The organism is Pseudomonas sp. SO81 (assembly GCF_030374125.1).
Classification (GTDB): Bacteria; Pseudomonadota; Gammaproteobacteria; order Pseudomonadales; family Pseudomonadaceae; genus Aquipseudomonas.
Map to the genome: position 1 here is coordinate 149,118 of NZ_CP126126.1, position 17,085 is coordinate 166,202.

Annotated in this window: 16 protein-coding genes and 1 pseudogene; 3 read left to right on the forward strand and 14 right to left on the reverse strand. The window is 62.6% G+C overall.

Translation table 11 applies throughout. The features are described from left to right. Positions 1 to 6: 6 nt before the first annotated feature. Entirely contained in the window at positions 7 to 1,518 is a 1,512-nt protein-coding gene (sph, locus tag OH686_RS00745) for a sphingomyelin phosphodiesterase (RefSeq protein ID WP_289535731.1), read from the reverse strand. 247 nt (positions 1,519 to 1,765) lie between these two features. On the opposite strand from sph, the gene OH686_RS00750 reads away from it, so the two are divergent. Next, entirely contained in the window at positions 1,766 to 2,218 is a 453-nt protein-coding gene (locus tag OH686_RS00750) for a YqaA family protein (protein ID WP_289538757.1), read from the forward strand. A 2-nt stretch (positions 2,219 to 2,220) separates the two neighbouring features. Here the strand turns inward: OH686_RS00750 and OH686_RS00755 are convergent, their stop codons facing one another. Then, entirely contained in the window at positions 2,221 to 2,499 is a 279-nt protein-coding gene (locus OH686_RS00755) for a peptidylprolyl isomerase (RefSeq protein ID WP_021700093.1), read from the reverse strand. Between the two features lie 145 nt (positions 2,500 to 2,644). Here OH686_RS00755 and OH686_RS00760 point away from each other — a divergent pair, with 145 nt between their 5' ends. Then, positions 2,645 to 3,850, forward strand: coding sequence for a PilT/PilU family type 4a pilus ATPase (locus tag OH686_RS00760; RefSeq protein WP_289535732.1), 1,206 nt, complete (start codon positions 2,645 to 2,647; stop codon positions 3,848 to 3,850). A gap of 57 nt (positions 3,851 to 3,907) precedes the next feature. On the opposite strand, the gene OH686_RS00765 is transcribed toward OH686_RS00760, so the two are convergent. Next, a complete protein-coding gene (locus OH686_RS00765; RefSeq protein ID WP_289535734.1) occupies positions 3,908 to 4,804 on the reverse strand; it encodes an alpha/beta hydrolase family protein in 897 nt (298 codons plus the stop codon). A 388-nt stretch (positions 4,805 to 5,192) separates the two neighbouring features. Between OH686_RS00765 and OH686_RS00770 the strand changes: the two genes are divergently transcribed. Next, a complete protein-coding gene (locus OH686_RS00770) occupies positions 5,193 to 6,059 on the forward strand; it encodes an AraC family transcriptional regulator (RefSeq protein WP_289535735.1) in 867 nt (288 codons plus the stop codon). Between the two features lie 110 nt (positions 6,060 to 6,169). Here the strand turns inward: OH686_RS00770 and OH686_RS00775 are convergent, their stop codons facing one another. The 11 genes and pseudogenes from OH686_RS00775 to OH686_RS00820 form a co-directional block, all read right to left on the reverse strand. Next, on the reverse strand, positions 6,170 to 6,553 hold the full coding sequence (locus OH686_RS00775; protein ID WP_289535736.1) for a hypothetical protein: 384 nt from the start codon (positions 6,551 to 6,553) through the stop codon (positions 6,170 to 6,172). A 108-nt stretch (positions 6,554 to 6,661) separates the two neighbouring features. Further along, positions 6,662 to 7,006, reverse strand: a complete 345-nt coding sequence (locus OH686_RS23210; RefSeq protein WP_354005275.1) for a carboxypeptidase-like regulatory domain-containing protein — start codon at positions 7,004 to 7,006, stop codon at positions 6,662 to 6,664. A 99-nt stretch (positions 7,007 to 7,105) separates the two neighbouring features. Continuing rightward, the gene (locus OH686_RS00780) at positions 7,106 to 7,528 is read right to left on the reverse strand and encodes a hypothetical protein (RefSeq protein WP_289535737.1); all 423 of its coding nucleotides are present in this window, start codon (positions 7,526 to 7,528) and stop codon (positions 7,106 to 7,108) included. 90 nt (positions 7,529 to 7,618) lie between these two features. After that, positions 7,619 to 8,242 carry a hypothetical protein gene (locus OH686_RS00785; RefSeq protein WP_289535739.1) on the reverse strand — a complete coding sequence of 208 codons (624 nt, stop codon included), beginning with the start codon at positions 8,240 to 8,242 and terminating at the stop codon, positions 7,619 to 7,621. A gap of 102 nt (positions 8,243 to 8,344) precedes the next feature. Further along, positions 8,345 to 8,710, reverse strand: coding sequence for a hypothetical protein (locus tag OH686_RS00790; protein ID WP_289535741.1), 366 nt, complete (start codon positions 8,708 to 8,710; stop codon positions 8,345 to 8,347). A gap of 103 nt (positions 8,711 to 8,813) precedes the next feature. Further along, positions 8,814 to 10,769 carry an acetoacetate--CoA ligase gene (locus OH686_RS00795; protein ID WP_289535742.1) on the reverse strand — a complete coding sequence of 652 codons (1,956 nt, stop codon included), beginning with the start codon at positions 10,767 to 10,769 and terminating at the stop codon, positions 8,814 to 8,816. Positions 10,770 to 10,814: 45 nt separating this feature from the next. Continuing rightward, on the reverse strand, positions 10,815 to 11,585 hold the full coding sequence (locus OH686_RS00800) for a 3-hydroxybutyrate dehydrogenase (protein ID WP_289535744.1): 771 nt from the start codon (positions 11,583 to 11,585) through the stop codon (positions 10,815 to 10,817). Between the two features lie 62 nt (positions 11,586 to 11,647). Further along, positions 11,648 to 13,039, reverse strand: a complete 1,392-nt coding sequence (locus OH686_RS00805) for a GntP family permease (protein ID WP_289535745.1) — start codon at positions 13,037 to 13,039, stop codon at positions 11,648 to 11,650. A gap of 82 nt (positions 13,040 to 13,121) precedes the next feature. Continuing rightward, the gene (locus tag OH686_RS00810) at positions 13,122 to 14,378 is read right to left on the reverse strand and encodes an OprD family porin (RefSeq protein ID WP_289535747.1); all 1,257 of its coding nucleotides are present in this window, start codon (positions 14,376 to 14,378) and stop codon (positions 13,122 to 13,124) included. 274 nt (positions 14,379 to 14,652) lie between these two features. After that, a pseudogene (locus OH686_RS00815) lies at positions 14,653 to 16,090 on the reverse strand (sigma-54 interaction domain-containing protein); the annotation flags it as partial. 85 nt (positions 16,091 to 16,175) lie between these two features. After that, entirely contained in the window at positions 16,176 to 17,078 is a 903-nt protein-coding gene (locus OH686_RS00820; protein ID WP_289535749.1) for a hydroxymethylglutaryl-CoA lyase, read from the reverse strand. Positions 17,079 to 17,085 lie beyond the last annotated feature (7 nt).

The window sequence follows — 17,085 nt, forward strand, 5'->3', positions numbered from 1 at the left end:
GTGGCCTCAGTAGCGCAGTTTGGCGCTCCAGTCGTCGTACACGGCCGGCTGTTTCAGTTGCACGCGGAATTGCTCGGCCTCGGCGGGGGTGCCGGTCCACAGGTACAGGTGGTCCTTCCAGCTGCCCGAGGTCCAGCGCAGCAGGTAGTAGTCGCTGCCGCGCACAGTGTCGCGGTCGAGTAGGCGCACCAGATCGCCATCGGCCAGGCAGCCGCTGGGCTTGCCCGGCAGCTCGATGCGCAGCTGGTTGGAGGAATCACCGGCCTTGGGGTAGTAGGCATAGTTGCCGCCGCCACCGCCCAGCCACCAGTTCAGCCAGTGGTCACGGTGGCGCACCGATTCGATCTCCAGGTAATCGCCGCTGCGGATGCAGAAGCTCACCGGATAGTGCCAGTTGCGCAGGCTGAACAGGCTCTCGGCCTCGCTGCCGTCGCCGTTGACGCGTAACCAGTCCGTGGCCTTGCTGGCGCCGGCACGCAGGGTCTTGCCGTTGCTCTGGCTGCGCAGGGTGACCTGGCCGTAGCGGTTTTCCCGCGGTTTGGCGGCGCGGGTCGGTGTGCTGGCTTCAGCGCGGGTGAAGGCGGCGACTGGCGAGTGGTCGGAATAGTCCTGGAACTGCCAGGTGGCGCCGGCCTGGGTCACGCTCCAGCGCGGCGACGGGGTGTCCAGCGCCTGGTTGTGCCAGTAGCTTGGCTGGCCGTGGTGGCGTGAGACGAAGATGTAGTCCAGGTACTCCGGCGCGTGGTTGGGGTACTGATAGCTGGCGATGCCATTGCGCCGGGTGTCGAAGGTGGTGTCGCTGCCGGCGAAGCTGTCCGGCGCGTGCACCTGCAGGCGTTCGAGCAGGTCGCGGTATTCGGCGCTGTCGCGGATCACGTTGAAGTCGCCACCGATGAACAGCACTTCGTTCGCGGCTATGCCCTTGCTCTCGATAAAGGTGCGCATCTCGTCGAACTGGCTAGCGCGCACCGCCGTGCCCTTGCCGTCCGGGCAACCGGTATCGGCGGCCTGGGCATGGGTGCCAATCACGTGCAGCGGCTGGCCGTTGCGGTCGAGGCGGGCGTAGATGAAGCCCTTGTTGGAGAAGTAGTCGGCGCCGCAACCCTGGGCGTAGACGTATTGCACGCGTTCGACAATCGGCCAGCGGCTGACGATGGCGACGCCGCCATCTTCCGGCGTGGTGTCTGAATAGGCGCCGAGCGTGGCGTCCCAGCCATTGCGCGAGCGGCCGAGGATCGGGGTCTGGTGCGGGTACTCGCTCTTCAGTCCATCCAGCAGGATGGCGGCAGCGGGGTTGTCGAACAGCTCGTTGAGGATCACGGCGTCCTGGCCTTTCATATAGTCGGCCTGGGCGATCAGCCTGGCGCGCTCCTCCTGACCCCAACCGGGTTTGATCGTGCTGGGCAGGAAGAACACGTTGTGGGCCAGCAGCTTGTACTGGTCGTTGGGTGCTGCCGATAACGGCGCGGCGAGATGGAGTAGGGCGAGGGTGCAGCAGGCGAGCGTGGTGTACTTCATCCTGAAGGCTCCTGGATGGCCTTTACGGCCTCTTGTTGGTGGCGTTCCCGGTCTCTGGAATAGACCAGAAGCCCGAAGAATCCTGGAGCACTGTTACAGTTTTGCAAGGCGGACAAGAAAGGTCCGTGACAGAGCTGTTGCACTGGTCGATGGCTTTGGCCTAGACCAAGGCTGCTGTTGCAGAGCTTCGCAGGCGCCGCCGGACAGGCTATAAGGCAAACCCACAGATGTTTTCGTGAGCCCGTACTTGCTCGATTACTCCGCTTATCTCGGCCTGTTTCTTTCCGCGTTCGGTGCCGCCAGCCTGCTGCCGCTGCAGTCGGAAGCCGTGCTGGTCGGGCTGTTGCTCGGCGGTGGGCATTCGACGCTCGGTCTGCTGCTGGCGGCGAGCCTCGGCAATATCCTAGGCTCGGTGCTGAACGCCGCGCTCGGCCGTGGCATCGAGCGCTTCCACGGGCGCCGCTGGTTCCCGGTTAGCGAGGCGCGGCTGGAGCGAGCCAAGGCCACCTACCGGCAATACGGGCGCTGGTCGCTGCTGCTGAGCTGGGTGCCGATCATTGGCGACCCACTGACTCTGGTGGCCGGGGTGATGCGCGAGCCCTGGTGGAGTTTTCTGCTGCTGGTCGGCCTGGCCAAGGTCGGGCGCTACCTGGTGCTGGCGGCCATCACGCTTGGTTGGGCCGCATCCGGCTGGGGCTGAGGTCACTCGCGGTAGAACACCTGGATCAGGTGGTAGCCGAACTGGGTCTTCACCGGGCCATGCACTTCGCGCAACGGCTTCTTGAAGATCACCTGGTCCACGGCGCGGACCATCTGCCCCGGGCGTACTTCGCCCAGGTCGCCACCTTTCTTGCCCGAGGGGCAGGTGGAGTACTTCTTCGCCAGCACGTCGAAGGCTTCGCCGGCGGCGATGCGCTTCTTCAGTGCCGCCGCTTCCGCCTCGGTCTTCACCAGAATATGGCGGGCCATTGCCTTGGGCATGATCGGTTCCTCAATTTGCGAGGGCGCTATTGTGCCAGCATTCCTTGCGCCATCAGAATGGCGTCATTTTTCAGGCTGCTATTGGCCGGAAACGCGGGCCGACTTGGCCTAACTTGATTACTCCACACCGATGGAAGCGCGCCCCATGGACCTCACTCAGATGCTGAAAATCCTGTCCAGCCAGGACGGATCCGACCTCTACCTGTCCACCGGGGCGCCGCCCTGCGCCAAGTTCAACGGGGTGCTCAAGCCGCTCAGCCAGGAGCCGCTCAAGCCGGGAGACGTGGCCGCCATCGCGGCCGGGGTGATGGATGAGCTGCAGCGCGCCGATTTCGAGAAGGAGCTGGAGATGAACCTGGCCATCTCCGTGCCCAACGTCGGTCGCTTCCGCATCAACATCTTCAAGCAGCGCAACGAGGTCTCCATCGTCGCGCGCAACATCAAGATGGAGATTCCCAAGTTCGAGGACCTCAAGCTGCCCGAGGTGCTGCTCAAGACGGTGATGGAGAAGCGCGGCCTGGTGCTGTTCGTCGGTGGCACCGGCTCGGGCAAGTCCACCTCCCTGGCGGCACTGATCGACTACCGCAACCGCAACAGCGGCGGCCACATCATCACCATCGAAGACCCGGTGGAGTACGTGCACCGGCACAAGAAATCGATCATCAACCAGCGCGAAGTGGGCGTGGACACCCGCAGCTTCCACGCCGCGCTGAAGAACACCCTGCGTCAGGCGCCGGACGTGATCCTGATCGGCGAGATCCGCGACCGCGAGACCATGGAGCATGCCCTGGCCTTCGCCGACACCGGCCACCTGGCCATCTCCACCCTGCACGCCAACAACGCCAACCAGGCGCTGGACCGCATCATCAACTTCTTCCCCGAAGAGCGCAGGCCTCAGCTGCTCAACGACCTGGGCAACAACCTCAAGGCCTTCGTCTCCCAGCGTCTGGTCAAGACGGTCGACGGCAAGCGCCGCGCCGCCGTTGAGGTGCTGCTCGGTACGCCGACCATTCGCGACCAGATCAAGCGCGGCGATTTCTCCGAGATCAAGGAGACCATGGAGAAATCGAAGAACCTCGGCATGCAGACCTTCGACCAGGCACTGATCGACCTGGTCCACGACGGCAGCATCGACGAGGAGGAGGCAGTGAAGAACGCCGACTCGGCGAACAACGTGCGCCTCAAGCTCAAGTTGTACAAGGACAACCCGGCCGCGCCGCAGGCTGCTGCGCCAGTCCCTACTCCCGAGGCCGCACCGGTCGCAGCTCCGGCCAACTGGGCAATGGAGCTAAAACTGGAGGATATCGAGGAAGAGGCTCCGCCAGAGGATCCGGGGCGCCAGGGCCTCTGACGGCGTCTGGGCATAAAAAAGGGCAGACCAGGGGCTGCCCTTTTTCATGGGTGCCGATCAGTACGGGCAGTTCTGGCGATACTCGGAAATGGCCAGGTCGCCTTCGTGGTTCGGGCCGCAGAGGAACTGGCTGTAGCGGCTATCGAAGTCGATGAAGCGCTTCATCCAGGCGATGCCGTACATGCCCAGCAGGTCTTCGTTGGGATAGCCGGAGTTCGCGCAGAAATGCGAGCCGCCGTAGATCTCCAGGAAGGCCTTTGGCGTGCTGGCCGGGATCCGGTTGTAGAACGGCGAGGCATGCTGGGCCACCGGAGCGACGGTGTCGGCGCTGCAGGCAAGGATCAGCGCCGGAGTCTTGATGGTGTTGAAGGCGTTGCTGCCGGAGTACCAGGGAGCCTGAGGAATGATGGCATTGATCGAGCGCTGGGTGGACAGCTTGAGCGAGCCGCCGCCGCCCATGGACCAGCCGATGGCGCCCAGGCGGGTGCTATCGATCTTGTTGTAGAGCGGGCTGGACGAGCTGCCGCTCTGGGCGATCAGGTAGTCCAGCGCTTCGCTGAGCTGAGAGGCGCGGCTATCCGGCTGGTCGTAGATGGTCTCGGTGTTCATGGTCATCACCACGAAACCATGGGAGGCGAGGCGCGGGCCCCACCATTCGATGCTGCTTTCGTAGGAGAGATAGCCGGGGATGACGGCGATGGCGCCCATTTTCCCGGTGGTGTTGGTTGGGTAATACACGGTGCTGTCGCCAAAGCCCTTGAGGAAGCCGGACACCGAGAACCTGGCCGTGGTGAAGGGGCCGGTTGAGGCCTTCAGCGCGTTAGCCGTTGGTGCCGGGCCCCGGGTGCAGTTGCTGCAGGGCGCGGAGGGGCCGGGGGCGGAAAAGGCATAAGTGCTCGCCAATAGCGTGGCGGCCATCACTATGGCCTTGGCAGTCGTTACTTTGATTCCCATGTCATTACCTCGTTTGTTTTGTTGTTACGTCATGACGATTGGTTTCGGCTTATTTGCAAGCGCGGCTGGAAACTAACAACGAGGAAGTTGCGCAACAACAATCGAGTCGTCCCGATTCATACAAGAAATGCAGTGTTGAGAAATTGATGGCGCTGTGTCGTATGTGCGCTGAATGGCCTGGTTGCCTCGGTGCCTAGGAATGGCGCGCGTCAGTAGAGCCGTGTAGCTCCTGAGTATTAGTGCAGCTCTGTTTGTCACTCTTTAGGCTGCATTTATATGTGTTGCAAGAGTGTCCGGTAATCGTCTCGTTGACAGCTTTCAGTAATAAAACAAACTTGCCATCTGGAATCTGGTCGCATGTTTCTACTCGTTAAAAGAGCACTCTCAAATGCCCACCGAGCGAAACGCATTGCCTGCACTGGTGTATGTCTCGAACCGACGCTACCTGTATCTGGGGCGCGGCCGCCTACCTATCCGCGACCTGCATTCGGGAGCGGCGTCCTTGCTTGTCTGTCTGGAGGGGGAGGTGCGCTTTCGCACGCCGGGTGATGAGTTGTGGCTCAGCAGCGCCAGCGTTCTGATTCCCGCGGGCAGCCGCATTGCCATCGACAACCGCGACGCCGTGCTGGCGGCCTGCTATCTGGATGCGGCCAGGCCCGACTTCGCGGTGTTGCGCCGACAGATGGCGGCGACCTGCCAGGGCATTCACTATCACCACCGGCAGGCTCGCTACCTGGTGGAGACACTGACCAACCTGCGTGACGAGGCGCCGGGCTACACCGAGGCCCAGCAGCGTGTCGAGACCATGATCTATCGGGGCACTGGTGCGCCGCTGCCACAGGTTGATCCAAGGGTGGTTCGAGTGGTCGAGCGGCTGCGCGGCAATGCTGCGCTCAATACTTCGGTCGGCGCTTTGGCAGCTGAGGTGGGGCTCTCCGAGTCCGGGCTGACCAAGCTATTCGCCCTGCAGGTGGGGGTACCGTTACGCAGGCACCGGCTCTGGTATCGACTGCTCGATTTCGTCAGGCTCAGCCTGGCTGGGGTTCCTGCCGCGGAGGCAATCAGGCTTGCAGGATTCAGCGATGCGGCACATCTGTCCCGCTGCTACAGCGGGTTCTTCGGCGTCCATCATTCCTACGCCTTCTCGCACAAGACACATGTCCACTACATCACGCCTGCCGAACGCGGCGCAGGCGATTCTCCATGTCACCGACTTCTGCCGGTAACTACAGTGCGCTTAAGAAGCCCGGTTTGATGGTGGTGAGCGATCTCTTGCGCTTGAACATAACGATTAAGCTAACGGGCGGCCAAAAGCGCAGCTTTTGGACGTCCAGCGAACGGAGTGAGCGGCAGTTGAGCGCATTGTTAGAGAACTGCACGCGGTAATTTTTGTAAATATCCGAAGGCGGACGCCAAGGAGAACATAAAGGCAAACCTTATAATGGCCAACGCTGAGAAGCCAAGCTGTGAAATTTTCTCTTGCACCCCATAGGTTTGAGCTGAAATCAGAGCTATTCCGATTAGGCAGAAAATGAATCCATAAAACGCACCAGCGATAGCACCATTTTTGAGTGGGGAAAATTTAGATTTGTATCCAGTGACAAAGCCGCCAGCTAACCATGGAAGGTTATAGATAGCTTCTAGCATGAAGTCTGCAAGGTGGCTGCCCAGTGTGATTTTGACAAGCTTAACGACCAGGAATGCAATCGCTGCTGCGGCCAGCCCAAGTAGTATCGGGTTACGTTCCATGTTTTTCTCTAACGATTAAGCTAACGGGCGTCCAACGTTTGGTTAAGGGGCCGGCTTTAGCCGGTCCCGAGTGAGCGAAGCGAACGATCTTGAACCGATTGTTAGGCATTACTCTCTCTCCAAGACTATATCTCTTGTGAGTTCATCATACCCAGTAGCTTCATAGCTTGCTGACTTGAACCCTGGCGCACTAATTGTGATAGTGCAGGCGATTTTTATAGCTGCGAAGGGTATCGGCGTCCAAACGCGCAGTTCTCCGACAGAGTATGTGCCATCTTCATCGGTTTCTGTTGTTTCTGAACTGGATTCAAGTTGGCTGTGTTGAAGCACTATGGTTGCCGAGACTGGGTTCCCCTCAGAGTCTGTTACCCTTCCTTTTGCTTGAGGGCTTACGGCTATATTTATACAGCCTGATAACAGCAGGGCGCAGACGCTTAGTATGAGTTTATTCATGAGTATCCCGCATAGTGCCTAACGATTAAGCTAACGGGCAGACAAAAGCGCAGCTTTTGGCTGTCCAGCGAGCGAAGTGAGCGACAGTTGAGCGCATTGTTATGCGCTTTTCGCTGAGTTGTTTTGTTTGTATAGGTAAATGCATACGCCTGCTAGAACTGCTATAGCAATTGAATAGCCGCCAACCATGACGATTGATACAGATTGGAAGGCGGATTGAAAGGTAGTGTTCTCTGCCTGCATTATGAAGTAGATAGTTCCGAAGCTAGCCCCGGAGATTATGCTGCAAATTAAAGCACCTGCGTAGCTAAGCAAAATGAGTAATTGGCCCTTCAGTTTATTGCTTTTGAAGGTTAGTAATGTGGCAAAGAAAAGCCATGATACGAGTGCCGCACTAGAGAAAAGCCCAAGGCTCATGGCCCAATAGTGCAACTCACGATCTCCCACTGGCGAGGTATAGATGGCCAGAAGGGTGGTGAATGCTGCAATTCCGCCGGTGATGATGAGGTTGGCTGAGCGCATTACTTTCCTTAGTGCGTAACGTTTGGTTAAGGGGCCGGCTTTAGCCGGTCCCGAGTGAGCGAAGCGAACGGCTTGAACCAGTTGTTATGGCTACTTCTTTATGAACTCGAATTTTGTTTTTCCAGCAGCCATCCAGTGTTCAAGCTTCTGCTCGGAAGGGTCAAGCATTTCGATGTTTTTGCCGAGTGCTTGCCCTAGATCATGCAGGTAATCTATTGCTGACTTCACTGTTTCTGAAAGATATGTGAGAAATCTCTTCATATCTGGAGGGTATATTAAGTCCGTTTCTGAATCGAAGAGTTGGTGGCTGCCATCAGGGTTGACATATGTGTTTATAGCGGTTTCTAGCACGAACAAATTGAATGCAAAAATTGTATTGCTCTCATCTGAGTCTTTGAGCAGGTACCTTAGCTCCGGTTTCCACTCGATAGATTTTTGAATTAATTCTTGCTTGATATGTCCGATAAATTTATTTCGCAGGTATTTAGCAAATTTATAATTTTTCTCAAAGGCTCTGTATTTCTCAGAAAGAACTCGATGCTCTTTGTAGACTTCTCTGATGGTGACTTCAAAATCGACCAGGTTTGATACCGTTAAGAGTGCTTGCTTCACGAGCAGCATGCTGCTCATGTTTTTGAATCCATTCTCTGAAAGCTGCTGATCTATCTCTTTTAGATCAGCCTTCAGGAGCTTGGATTTGATGAATTGCTCCATGGCGGTATTACCATAACTAGTGTTTATACGACATGCCTTGGTCTAGGCATGATGTCCTTATCTGGGTGTTATGTCTGTATCTAGGCATTCCGATATCCATATCTAGGCATCCCTGTGGATAATCCTTTCCTGCAACCCCAGCCGCTCTACCTCGTCTGAGGCGATAAGCCAGACAAGGTTGTCCCGGTGCCATTTGCCGCCTGCGCTTTTGACCAGACGCTGCAGGTCGGTCTCGTGCCGGTGGATGCGTAGCGCGACGTTGGTGGCGGAGGAGGCTGTGAAGGTGGAGGGGCCAGGCTGGCCTTTGATCAGGGCGTACTTCTGCTCGACGATGAGCTCGACCGTGGTGTAGTGGGTGCGGGTCTTGCGGTCGAGGCGGTAGCGCACGGCGACGAGTTTATCGCCGTAGCGTTCTTGTAGGAGCTTGGTGCCAGGCTTTCCGGGCTTGAGGGTTTTGACAACGTCCATATTGTCACCGAGGTGGGGCTGCGAGAGTTGCAGTCTGCCCCAGTGCTGCTGTCCTGCTCAAGCCGGCGGCGGAGCGGGGCGCCGCCGGTTTCGCGGGTGCAGCTTAGCCTTGCAGTTCGGCCAGGTCGCGGTACAGCTCCAGCGCCTGCGGGTTGGCCAGGGCGTCGGTGTTTTTCACCGGCTTGCCGTGCACCACGTTGCGTACCGCCAGCTCGACGATCTTGCCGCTGATGGTGCGCGGGATGTCGGCCACGGCGACGATCCGGGCTGGCACATGACGTTGGGTGGTGTTGTCGCGGATTACCGAGCAGATGCGCTGCTTGAGCTCGTCATCCAGCACCACGCCTTCACGCAGACGCACGAACAGCACCACGCGCACGTCGCCTTGCCATTCCTGGCCGATGGCGATGGACTCCAGCACTTCCTCGACCTTTTCCACCTGGCGGTAGATCTCGGCGGTGCCGATGCGCACGCCACCGGGGTTGAGCACGGCATCCGAGCGGCCATGGATGACCAGACCGCCGTGCTCGGTCTCCTCGGCATAGTCGCCATGGGCCCAGACGCCGGGGAAGGTGTCGAAGTAGGCGCTGCGGAATTTCTCGCCGTCGGCGTCGTTCCAGAAGCCCACCGGCATGGAGGTGAAATGCCTGGCGCAGACCAGCTCGCCTTTCTCGCCGATCACCGCCTTGCCGGCGTCGTCCCATACCTGCACGTCCATGCCCAGGCCCTTGCACTGCAGCTCACCGCGCCACACCGGCAACACCGGGTTGCCGAGGGCGAAGCAGGAAACGATGTCGGTGCCGCCGGAGATGGAGGACAGGCAGACATCGCGCTTGATGTCGCGGTAGACGTACTCGAAGCTCTCGTGGGCCAGCGGTGAGCCGGTCGAGAGGATGGCCTTCAGGCGGTTCAGCTTGTGCGTCTCGCGCGGCTTGGCGCCAGCCTTTTCCAGGGCGGCGATGAACTTGGCACTGGTGCCGAAGATGCTGATTTTCTCGGCGTCGATCAGGTCGATCAGGCGCTCGGCACCCGGGTGGAACGGCGAGCCGTCGAACAGCACCAGGGTGGCGCCCAGGGCCAGGCCCGAGACCAGCCAGTTCCACATCATCCAGCCGCAGGTGGTGTAGTAGAACAGGGTGTCGTCGGCATGCAGGTCGGTGTGCAGCCCCAGTTCCTTGACGTGCTGCAGCAGGGTGCCGCCGGCGCCATGGACGATGCACTTGGGCACGCCGGTGGTGCCGCTGGAGTAGAGGATGTACAGCGGCTGCTCGAACGGCACTGGGGTGAACTGCGGCTCGCCGCCGGCCTGGTAGAAGTCGCCCCACAGCGCCACAGGCGCGACCGTCTTGAAGTCGCCCTGCTGGGCGTTCGGGTTGGAGTAGGGCACCACCACCAGCTGCTGCAGGCTGGGCAGGCGCTCGAGGATTTCGTTGAGCTTGGGCGTCAGGTCGAGGTTCTTGCCGGCGTAGCGGTAGCCGGCGGCGGCGATCAGCACCTTGGGTTCGATCTGGCCGAAGCGGTCGATCACGCCTTGGGTGCCGAAGTCCGGCGAGCAGCTTGACCAAGTGGCGCCGAGGCTGGCGGTGGCGAGCATGCCGACCAGGGTCTGCCAGGTGTTGGGCATGAACGCGGCGACGCGATCGCCAATGCCGACGCCGGCGGCCTTGAGGCTGCGCTGCAGGCCGGCGACATGGGCGGCCAGCTCGGCATAGCTGAGCTGCTCGCGCGAGCCATCCTCACCGATGGCGACCAGCGCCGGGTGATCATCACGGCGGCGCAGCAGGTGTTCGGCGAAGTTCAGGGTGGCGCCAGGGAACCAGTGGGCGCTGGGCATGGCGGCGCCTTCGCGCAAAACGGCCTCGGGCTGGGCGGTGAAGCGCACCTCGAAGAAGTCGACGATGGCCTGCCAGAACGCTTCGCGCTCGCCCACGCTCCAGGCATGCAGGGCCGGGTAGTCGGCCAGTTGCAGGCCGTGGCGCTGGTTGACGAAGAGGCGGAAGGCATCCATGCGGGTAGCGGCGATGCGTTCGGCGGAGGGGGTCCAGAGCGGTGCGATCATCGGGTCGATCCTGACTTCTTTATGTGTCGATTGTAGGTTACGGAGTTACTGGGCTAGCCAGCCGCCGTCCATGTTCCAGGCGGCGCCGCGTACCTGTTCGGCGGCGTCGCTGCAGAGGAACAGGGCCAGCGCGCCGAGCTGTTCGGGGGTGACGAACTCCAGCGACGGCTGCTTCTCGGCCAGCAGGTTATGGCGTGCCTGATCGAGGCCGCCGGCCGCGGCGGCGCGGTCGTTGATCTGCTTCTGTACCAGCGGGGTCAGCACCCAGCCGGGGCAGATGGCGTTGCAGGTGACGCCCGTGGTGGCGGTTTCCAGCGCCACGCTCTTGGTCAGGCCGACCAGGCCGTGCTTTGCCGCCACGTAGGCACTCTTGCCGGCCGAGGCCGCCAGGCCGTGGGCCGAGGCGATGTTGATGATTCGCCCCCAGTTGCGCGTGCGCATGCCTGGCAGCGCCAGGCGCGTGGTGTGGAAGGCGGAGCTGAGGTTGATGGCGATGATCGAATCCCAGCGTTCCACCGGGAATTCCTCCACCGGCGCGACGTGCTGGATGCCGGCGTTGTTGACCAGGATGTCGACACCGCCGAACTGTTCCTCGGCGAAGCGCACCAGGGCCTCGATCTCCGCGGGCTTGCTCATGTCCGCCGGGTGGTGACGCACCTGGCCGCCGTGGGCGGAGACGGCTGCAATGGCCGCCTCCACGTCGCCGAAGCCGTTGAGCACCAGGTTGGCGCCGGCTTCGGCTAGCTTGAGGGCTATCCCTAAGCCAATGCCGCTGGTGGAGCCGGTAACCAGGGCGGTCTTGCCTTGCAGATTCATGTGCTTCTCCTGTTGCACGGGCCGCCTCGGCGGCCCGGTCGCGGGCTACACCCGCCCTACGGTTAGACGATGCCGGTGGCGTAGAACACGCCGATCACGACGAACACGGCCAGGGTCTTGATCAGGGTAATACCGAAGATGTCCTTGTACGCCTCGCGGTGGGTCAGGCCGGTGACTGCCAGCAGAGTGATCACCGCGCCGTTGTGCGGCAGGGTGTCCATACCGCCGGAGGCCATCGAGGCCACGCGGTGCAGCACTTCCAGCGGGATATTGGCGGCGTTGGCGGCGGCGATGAAGGTATCGGACATGGCCGCCAGGGCGATGCTCATGCCGCCCGAGGCCGAACCGGTGATGCCGGCCAGCAGGGTGACGGTGACCGCCTCGTTGACCAGCGGGTTGGGGATGCTCTTCAGCGCATCGGCCAGCACCAGGAAGCCGGGCAGGGAGGCGATCACCGCGCCGAAGCCGTATTCCGACGCGGTGTTCATCGACGCCAGCAGCGCGCCGCCGACCGCGGTCTTGGTGCCTTCGGCGAGCTTGACCTTGATCGCGCGGAAGCCGCAGATCAGCACCAGCAGAATGCCCAGCAGCAGCGCCGCCTGCACGGCCCAGATGCCGGTCAGCTTGGCCACTTCGCTGGTCACCGGCTGCGCCATGCCGGCCAGCTGCAGGCTGTGGGTCTTGCCGTAGATCTCCGGAATCCAGCGGGTGAACAACAGGTTGGACAGGCCCACCAGCACCAGCGGCGACAGCGCCAGCCAGGGATTGGGCAGGGCGATGTCCTCGGCGGTTTCCGGTTCGTTGCGCAGCTCGGTGCCGTAGCCCTCGCCATTGCGCTTGGCTTTCTTCAACTGACGGCTCAGGTAGAGCATGCCGACACTGAACACGAACAGGGTGCCGATCACGCCCAGCCAAGGCGCCGCCCAGGAGGTGGTGCCGAAGAAGGTGGTGGGGATGATGTTCTGGATCTGCGGGGTGCCGGGCAGGGCATCCATGGTGAAGCTGAACGCGCCGAGGGCGATGGTGGCCGGGATCAGGCGCTTGGGGATGTTGCTCTGGCGGAACATCTCGGCGGCGAACGGGTACACGGCGAACACCACCACGAACAGCGACACGCCGCCGTAGGTGAGCAGGGCGCAGACCAGCACGATCACCAGCATGGCCTGGCCGGTGCCGAGCAGGCGGATGGCGGCGGCGACGATGGAGCGCGAGAAGCCGGACAGCTCGATCAGCTTGCCGAACACGGCGCCGAGCAGGAACACCGGGAAATACAGCTTGATGAAGCCGACCATCTTCTCCATGAACACGCCGGTGAAGGCGGGCGCCACGGCGGACGGGTCGGTGAGCAGCACGGCGCCGAGGGCGGCGATGGGGGCGAAGAGGATGACGCTGTAGCCGCGGTAGGCGGCCAACATCAGCAGGGCAAGGGCCGCGAGGGCGATGATCACGCTCATGGAGCTATCTCCTGTGCTGCGGCGTGGCGTTCACGCGCAGCGATCTTGTTGTCTTGGGTCACGTCGGGGGCTTGCTGGTCCATTACCAGAGCGGCAGCACGTAACTGAGGATCAGGCGGTTCTCGTCCAGGTCATTGCCGAAGTGGCTGGAGCGCAGCGTGGCGTTGCGCCATTTGATGCCGAAGTTCTTCAGCGGGCCGTCCTGAAACACGTAGGCGATGTCGCTGTTGCGCTCCCATTCCTTGCCCTCAGGCTTGCCGGCGCCCAGCTCAATGTTGTCGCCGGACAGGTAGCGGGTCATGAAGGTCAGGCCGGGGATGCCGATGGCGGCGAAGTTGTAGTCGTAGCGCGCCTGCCAGGAGCGTTCCTCGGCGTTGGCGAAGTCGCCGATCTGCACGAAGTTGACCAGGAAGGCGTCGGTGCCGCCGATGTAGGCGAAGCCGGTGTCGCCGCTCATGCGCTGATAGCCGAGGCCGAAGGCGTGGCCGCCGAGGCCGTAGGTGAACATGGCGCCGAAGGCGCGGTTGTCGACGTTGCTGTGGTCGTCGTCGTCGGAGCGGGCGAAGCGCAGGTCGCTCTTCAGCGACTGGCCTGCGCCGAGTGGTAGCAGGTGGGTCAGGTTGACGATGTGCTGGTCGTAGAGCTTGTCGAGCTTGGCGTAGCTGTAGCCGGTGGTGAGCTGGTCGTTCCACTTGTAGCTGGCGCCGGCGAAGTCGAAGCGATCGCTGTCGCCGCTGGCGACGATGCCACGGGCGCTGCCGCTGGTGACGGTCATGTCCTCGCTGTCGGATGAGTCGCGCTGGCTGACCTGGCGCAGCTGGCCGGCATCGAGGGTCAGGCCGGCGATGTCGGTGGAGTTGAGGTGCGCGCCGCGGAAGGTCTGCGGCTGCAGGCGCGAGTCGTTGGCCAGCACGGTGGGCAGCTTGGGCAGCAGGGTGCCGACCTTGAGCACGCTGGCGCCGGCCTTGAACTTGGCGGTCAGGCCCAGCTCGCCGTATTCGTCCTGGGCGCCGTCGACCCTCTCCTTGTCGCGCGGCAGCAGGCCGGAGCCGGCGCGGTCGGGGCTGGAGTCGAGCTTGACGCCAAGCATGCCGAGGGAGTCCACGCCGACGCCGATGGCGCCTTCGGTGAAGCCGGATTCGTAGCGCAGGAGGAAGCCCTGGGCCCACTCTTCCTGTTTCGACTGGCTGGCGTCGTCCTGGCGGAAGTCGCGATTGAAATAGAAGTTGCGCAGCTCAAGGCTGGCTTTGCTGTCTTCGAGGAAGGCGGCCTGGCTGGACGTGCAGATACCGCCGAGGGTGGCGAGGGCGACGGCATGGCTGAGCGGGAGTTTGCTCATCGGATATCTCCTGGCGCGGCGGCGTAGCGAACGGAGACGGTGCCGTGGCGTCCCGGGAGCAAAGTTCGTGCTACGTGCAGCGGTATTGTTGTTATTTCGGCTGCGGTCTGGCCGCGCAAGGCCTTTAGCCAGTTCTATGCCAACAATACAAGATGCTGATTTATAAGGATTTTCTACGTTTTTCGAGAGATTCGGCTGCAGCGTTTGTCTCGTAATTGAGACACGGCGGCCGGCGATCCCGGGCGGAAAGCCGAAAAAACTGGTACGGCTGAAAAGTCTCTTTATTGAGACTTGTCTCTTTATCAAGACGAAATGCCCAGCGCGACCATCTTCTTGTACAGGGTCGAGCGGCCCAGGCCCAGGCGCTTGGCGGCCTCGACCACATTGCCAGCCTGCTCGACCAGTGCGGCCTGGATCAGCTGACGCTCGAAGGCCTCGCGGGCGCTGTGGAAATCGCCGAGCGGAATCGCCAGTGCGGCCGGCGCCACCTGGCTGGGTAGCGGTACCAGGCGACCAATGGCCGCGCGCAGGGCGCCGGCACCCAATAGAGGTTCATCGCCGAGCAGGGCCGCGCGTTCCAGCACATTGCGCAACTCGCGGATATTGCCCGGCCAGGCATGGCTGGCCAGCAGGGCGCGCGCCTCGGCGTCCAGCTCGTGGTGGCCAGGCAGCTCGTCGAGGATCGCCTCGCACAGCGCCGGCAGGTCGTCCAGGCGTTCGCGCAGCGGCGGCAGCTGGATCGGCAGGACGTTTAGGCGGTAGTACAGGTCGGCGCGGAAGCGGCCTTCCTGCACGGCGGCCTCCAGATCCAGCGAGGTGGCGGCGATCAGGCGCACGTCGCTGCGGCGTACCTCGTTGGAGCCCACCGGCTCGAACTCCTTCTCCTGCAGCACGCGCAGCAGCTTGCTCTGCAGGGCCAAGGGCATGTCGCCGATCTCGTCGAGGAACAGCGTGCCGCCCTGGGCAATCTGCAGCTTGCCGGGGCGGCCTTTGCGGTCGGCGCCGGTGAAGGCGCCGGGCGCGGTGCCAAAGAACTCGGCCTCCAGCAGGGTCTCCGGGATCGCCGCGCAGTTGACGCTGACGAAGGGCTTGTGCGCCCGCGGCGAGGCGCTGTGGATGGCGTGGGCCAGCAGTTCCTTGCCGGTGCCGGTCTCGCCGAGCAGCAGCACCGGCGACTCGCTGGCCGCGCCGCGGCGGGCACGGCGCTTGACCTCCAGGCTGGCGGCGCTGGCGCCGATGAAGTGGGCGAAGCTGTACTTGGCCTGGCGCGCCTGCAGCAACGAGCGGGTCGAGGCCAGCTCCTCCTGGATCTGCATGAAGCGGGTCACCAGCGGCGCCAGGTTGCGCAGCTGGTCGAACAGGGCGAAACCGATGGCGCCGATCACCGCGCCGGCGTCGTCGTGCACCGGCAGGCGCATCACCACCAGCGGGCCGCCGGGAGTATCGAGCATGTCCAGCAGGATCGGCTCGCCGGTCTCCACCACCTGGCGCAGCAGGCTGGTGGGGATGACCTTCTCCACCTCCTGGCCGATGGCCTGGCTGGCGTCGTCCAGGCCATAGCGGCGGGCGTAGCGCTCGTTCATCCAGACGATGCGCGCGTCCTTGTCGACGATCACCGTGCCCTCGCTGGACTGCTCGACGATCTCGAACAGCGAGCGGATCGCCAGCAGGCGCACGTGCTGGTAGTCGCGCAGGGTGGAGGCGTCTTTCATCAGCGATCTCTGCAGGCGGTAAGAGGGGTGGAGCTTAACCGGCGCTGGTCATCGGGCAATCTGACCTTGGTCGCAGCGCTGGCGTTCAGCGCGACGCCAGGCGGGCGCGAGCCACGCGCGAGCCGTTGTCCTTGCCGAGCACCTGGCAGATGCGTGCGCCGGCGTCGATCAGCTTGTCCAGGTCGATGCCGGTGTGGATGCCCAGGCCCTGCAGCAGGTAGAGCACGTCCTCGGTGGCGACGTTGCCGGTGGCGCCCTTGGCGTAGGGGCAGCCGCCCAGGCCTGCGACCGAGCTGTCGAACACCGCGATGCCTTCCAGGAGGCTGGCGTAGATATTGGCCAGGGCCTGGCCGTAGGTATCGTGGAAATGCCCGGCCAGCTTGTCGCGCGGGATATCGCGGCCGACCACCTCGAACATGTGGCGGGTCCTGCCGGCAGTGCCGGTGCCGATGGTGTCGCCCAGCGAAACCTCGTAGCAGCCCATGGCGAACAGCTCGCGCGCCACGGCGGCGACCTGCTCCGGCGCCACGTCACCTTCGTAGGGGCAGCCGAGCACGCAGGAGACATAGCCGCGCACGCTGATGCCGTGGGCCTTGGCCGCTTCCATCACCGGCACGAAGCGCTCCAGGCTCTCGGCGATGGAGCAGTTGATGTTCTTCTGCGAGAAGGCCTCGCTGGCGGCGGCGAATACCGCTACTTCCTTCACGCCGGCCTCGACCGCAGCCTCGAAGCCCTTGAGGTTGGGCGTCAGCGCGCCGTAGACCACGCCGGGCTTGTGCTGGATGCCGGCGAACACCTCTGCGCTGCCGGCCATCTGCGGCACCCACTTGGGCGAGACGAAGCTGCCCACCTCGATATAGCTCAGGCCGGCGGCGCTCAGGTCGTCGGTCAGACGCACCTTGTCGGCCACGCTGATCGGCTGTTTCTCGTTCTGCAGGCCGTCGCGCGGGCCGACTTCGACCAGGCGGACGTGTTGCGGCAGGTTCATCGCGTTC

Coding starts and splice junctions, on each gene's coding strand:
- OH686_RS00755 (WP_021700093.1), bottom strand. CDS start 2,499: ATGCCCAAGGCAATGGCCCGCCATATTCTGGTGAAGACCGAGGCGGAA.
- OH686_RS00760 (WP_289535732.1), top strand. CDS start 2,645: ATGGACCTCACTCAGATGCTGAAAATCCTGTCCAGCCAGGACGGATCC.
- OH686_RS00795 (WP_289535742.1), bottom strand. CDS start 10,769: ATGATCGCACCGCTCTGGACCCCCTCCGCCGAACGCATCGCCGCTACC.
- sph (WP_289535731.1), bottom strand. CDS start 1,518: ATGAAGTACACCACGCTCGCCTGCTGCACCCTCGCCCTACTCCATCTC.
- OH686_RS00810 (WP_289535747.1), bottom strand. CDS start 14,378: ATGAGCAAACTCCCGCTCAGCCATGCCGTCGCCCTCGCCACCCTCGGC.
- OH686_RS00820 (WP_289535749.1), bottom strand. CDS start 17,078: ATGAACCTGCCGCAACACGTCCGCCTGGTCGAAGTCGGCCCGCGCGAC.
- OH686_RS00785 (WP_289535739.1), bottom strand. CDS start 8,242: ATGGAGCAATTCATCAAATCCAAGCTCCTGAAGGCTGATCTAAAAGAG.
- OH686_RS00805 (WP_289535745.1), bottom strand. CDS start 13,039: ATGAGCGTGATCATCGCCCTCGCGGCCCTTGCCCTGCTGATGTTGGCC.
- OH686_RS00790 (WP_289535741.1), bottom strand. CDS start 8,710: ATGGACGTTGTCAAAACCCTCAAGCCCGGAAAGCCTGGCACCAAGCTC.
- OH686_RS00765 (WP_289535734.1), bottom strand. CDS start 4,804: ATGGGAATCAAAGTAACGACTGCCAAGGCCATAGTGATGGCCGCCACG.
- OH686_RS00770 (WP_289535735.1), top strand. CDS start 5,193: ATGCCCACCGAGCGAAACGCATTGCCTGCACTGGTGTATGTCTCGAAC.
- OH686_RS23210 (WP_354005275.1), bottom strand. CDS start 7,006: ATGAATAAACTCATACTAAGCGTCTGCGCCCTGCTGTTATCAGGCTGT.
- OH686_RS00780 (WP_289535737.1), bottom strand. CDS start 7,528: ATGCGCTCAGCCAACCTCATCATCACCGGCGGAATTGCAGCATTCACC.
- OH686_RS00800 (WP_289535744.1), bottom strand. CDS start 11,585: ATGAATCTGCAAGGCAAGACCGCCCTGGTTACCGGCTCCACCAGCGGC.
- OH686_RS00775 (WP_289535736.1), bottom strand. CDS start 6,553: ATGGAACGTAACCCGATACTACTTGGGCTGGCCGCAGCAGCGATTGCA.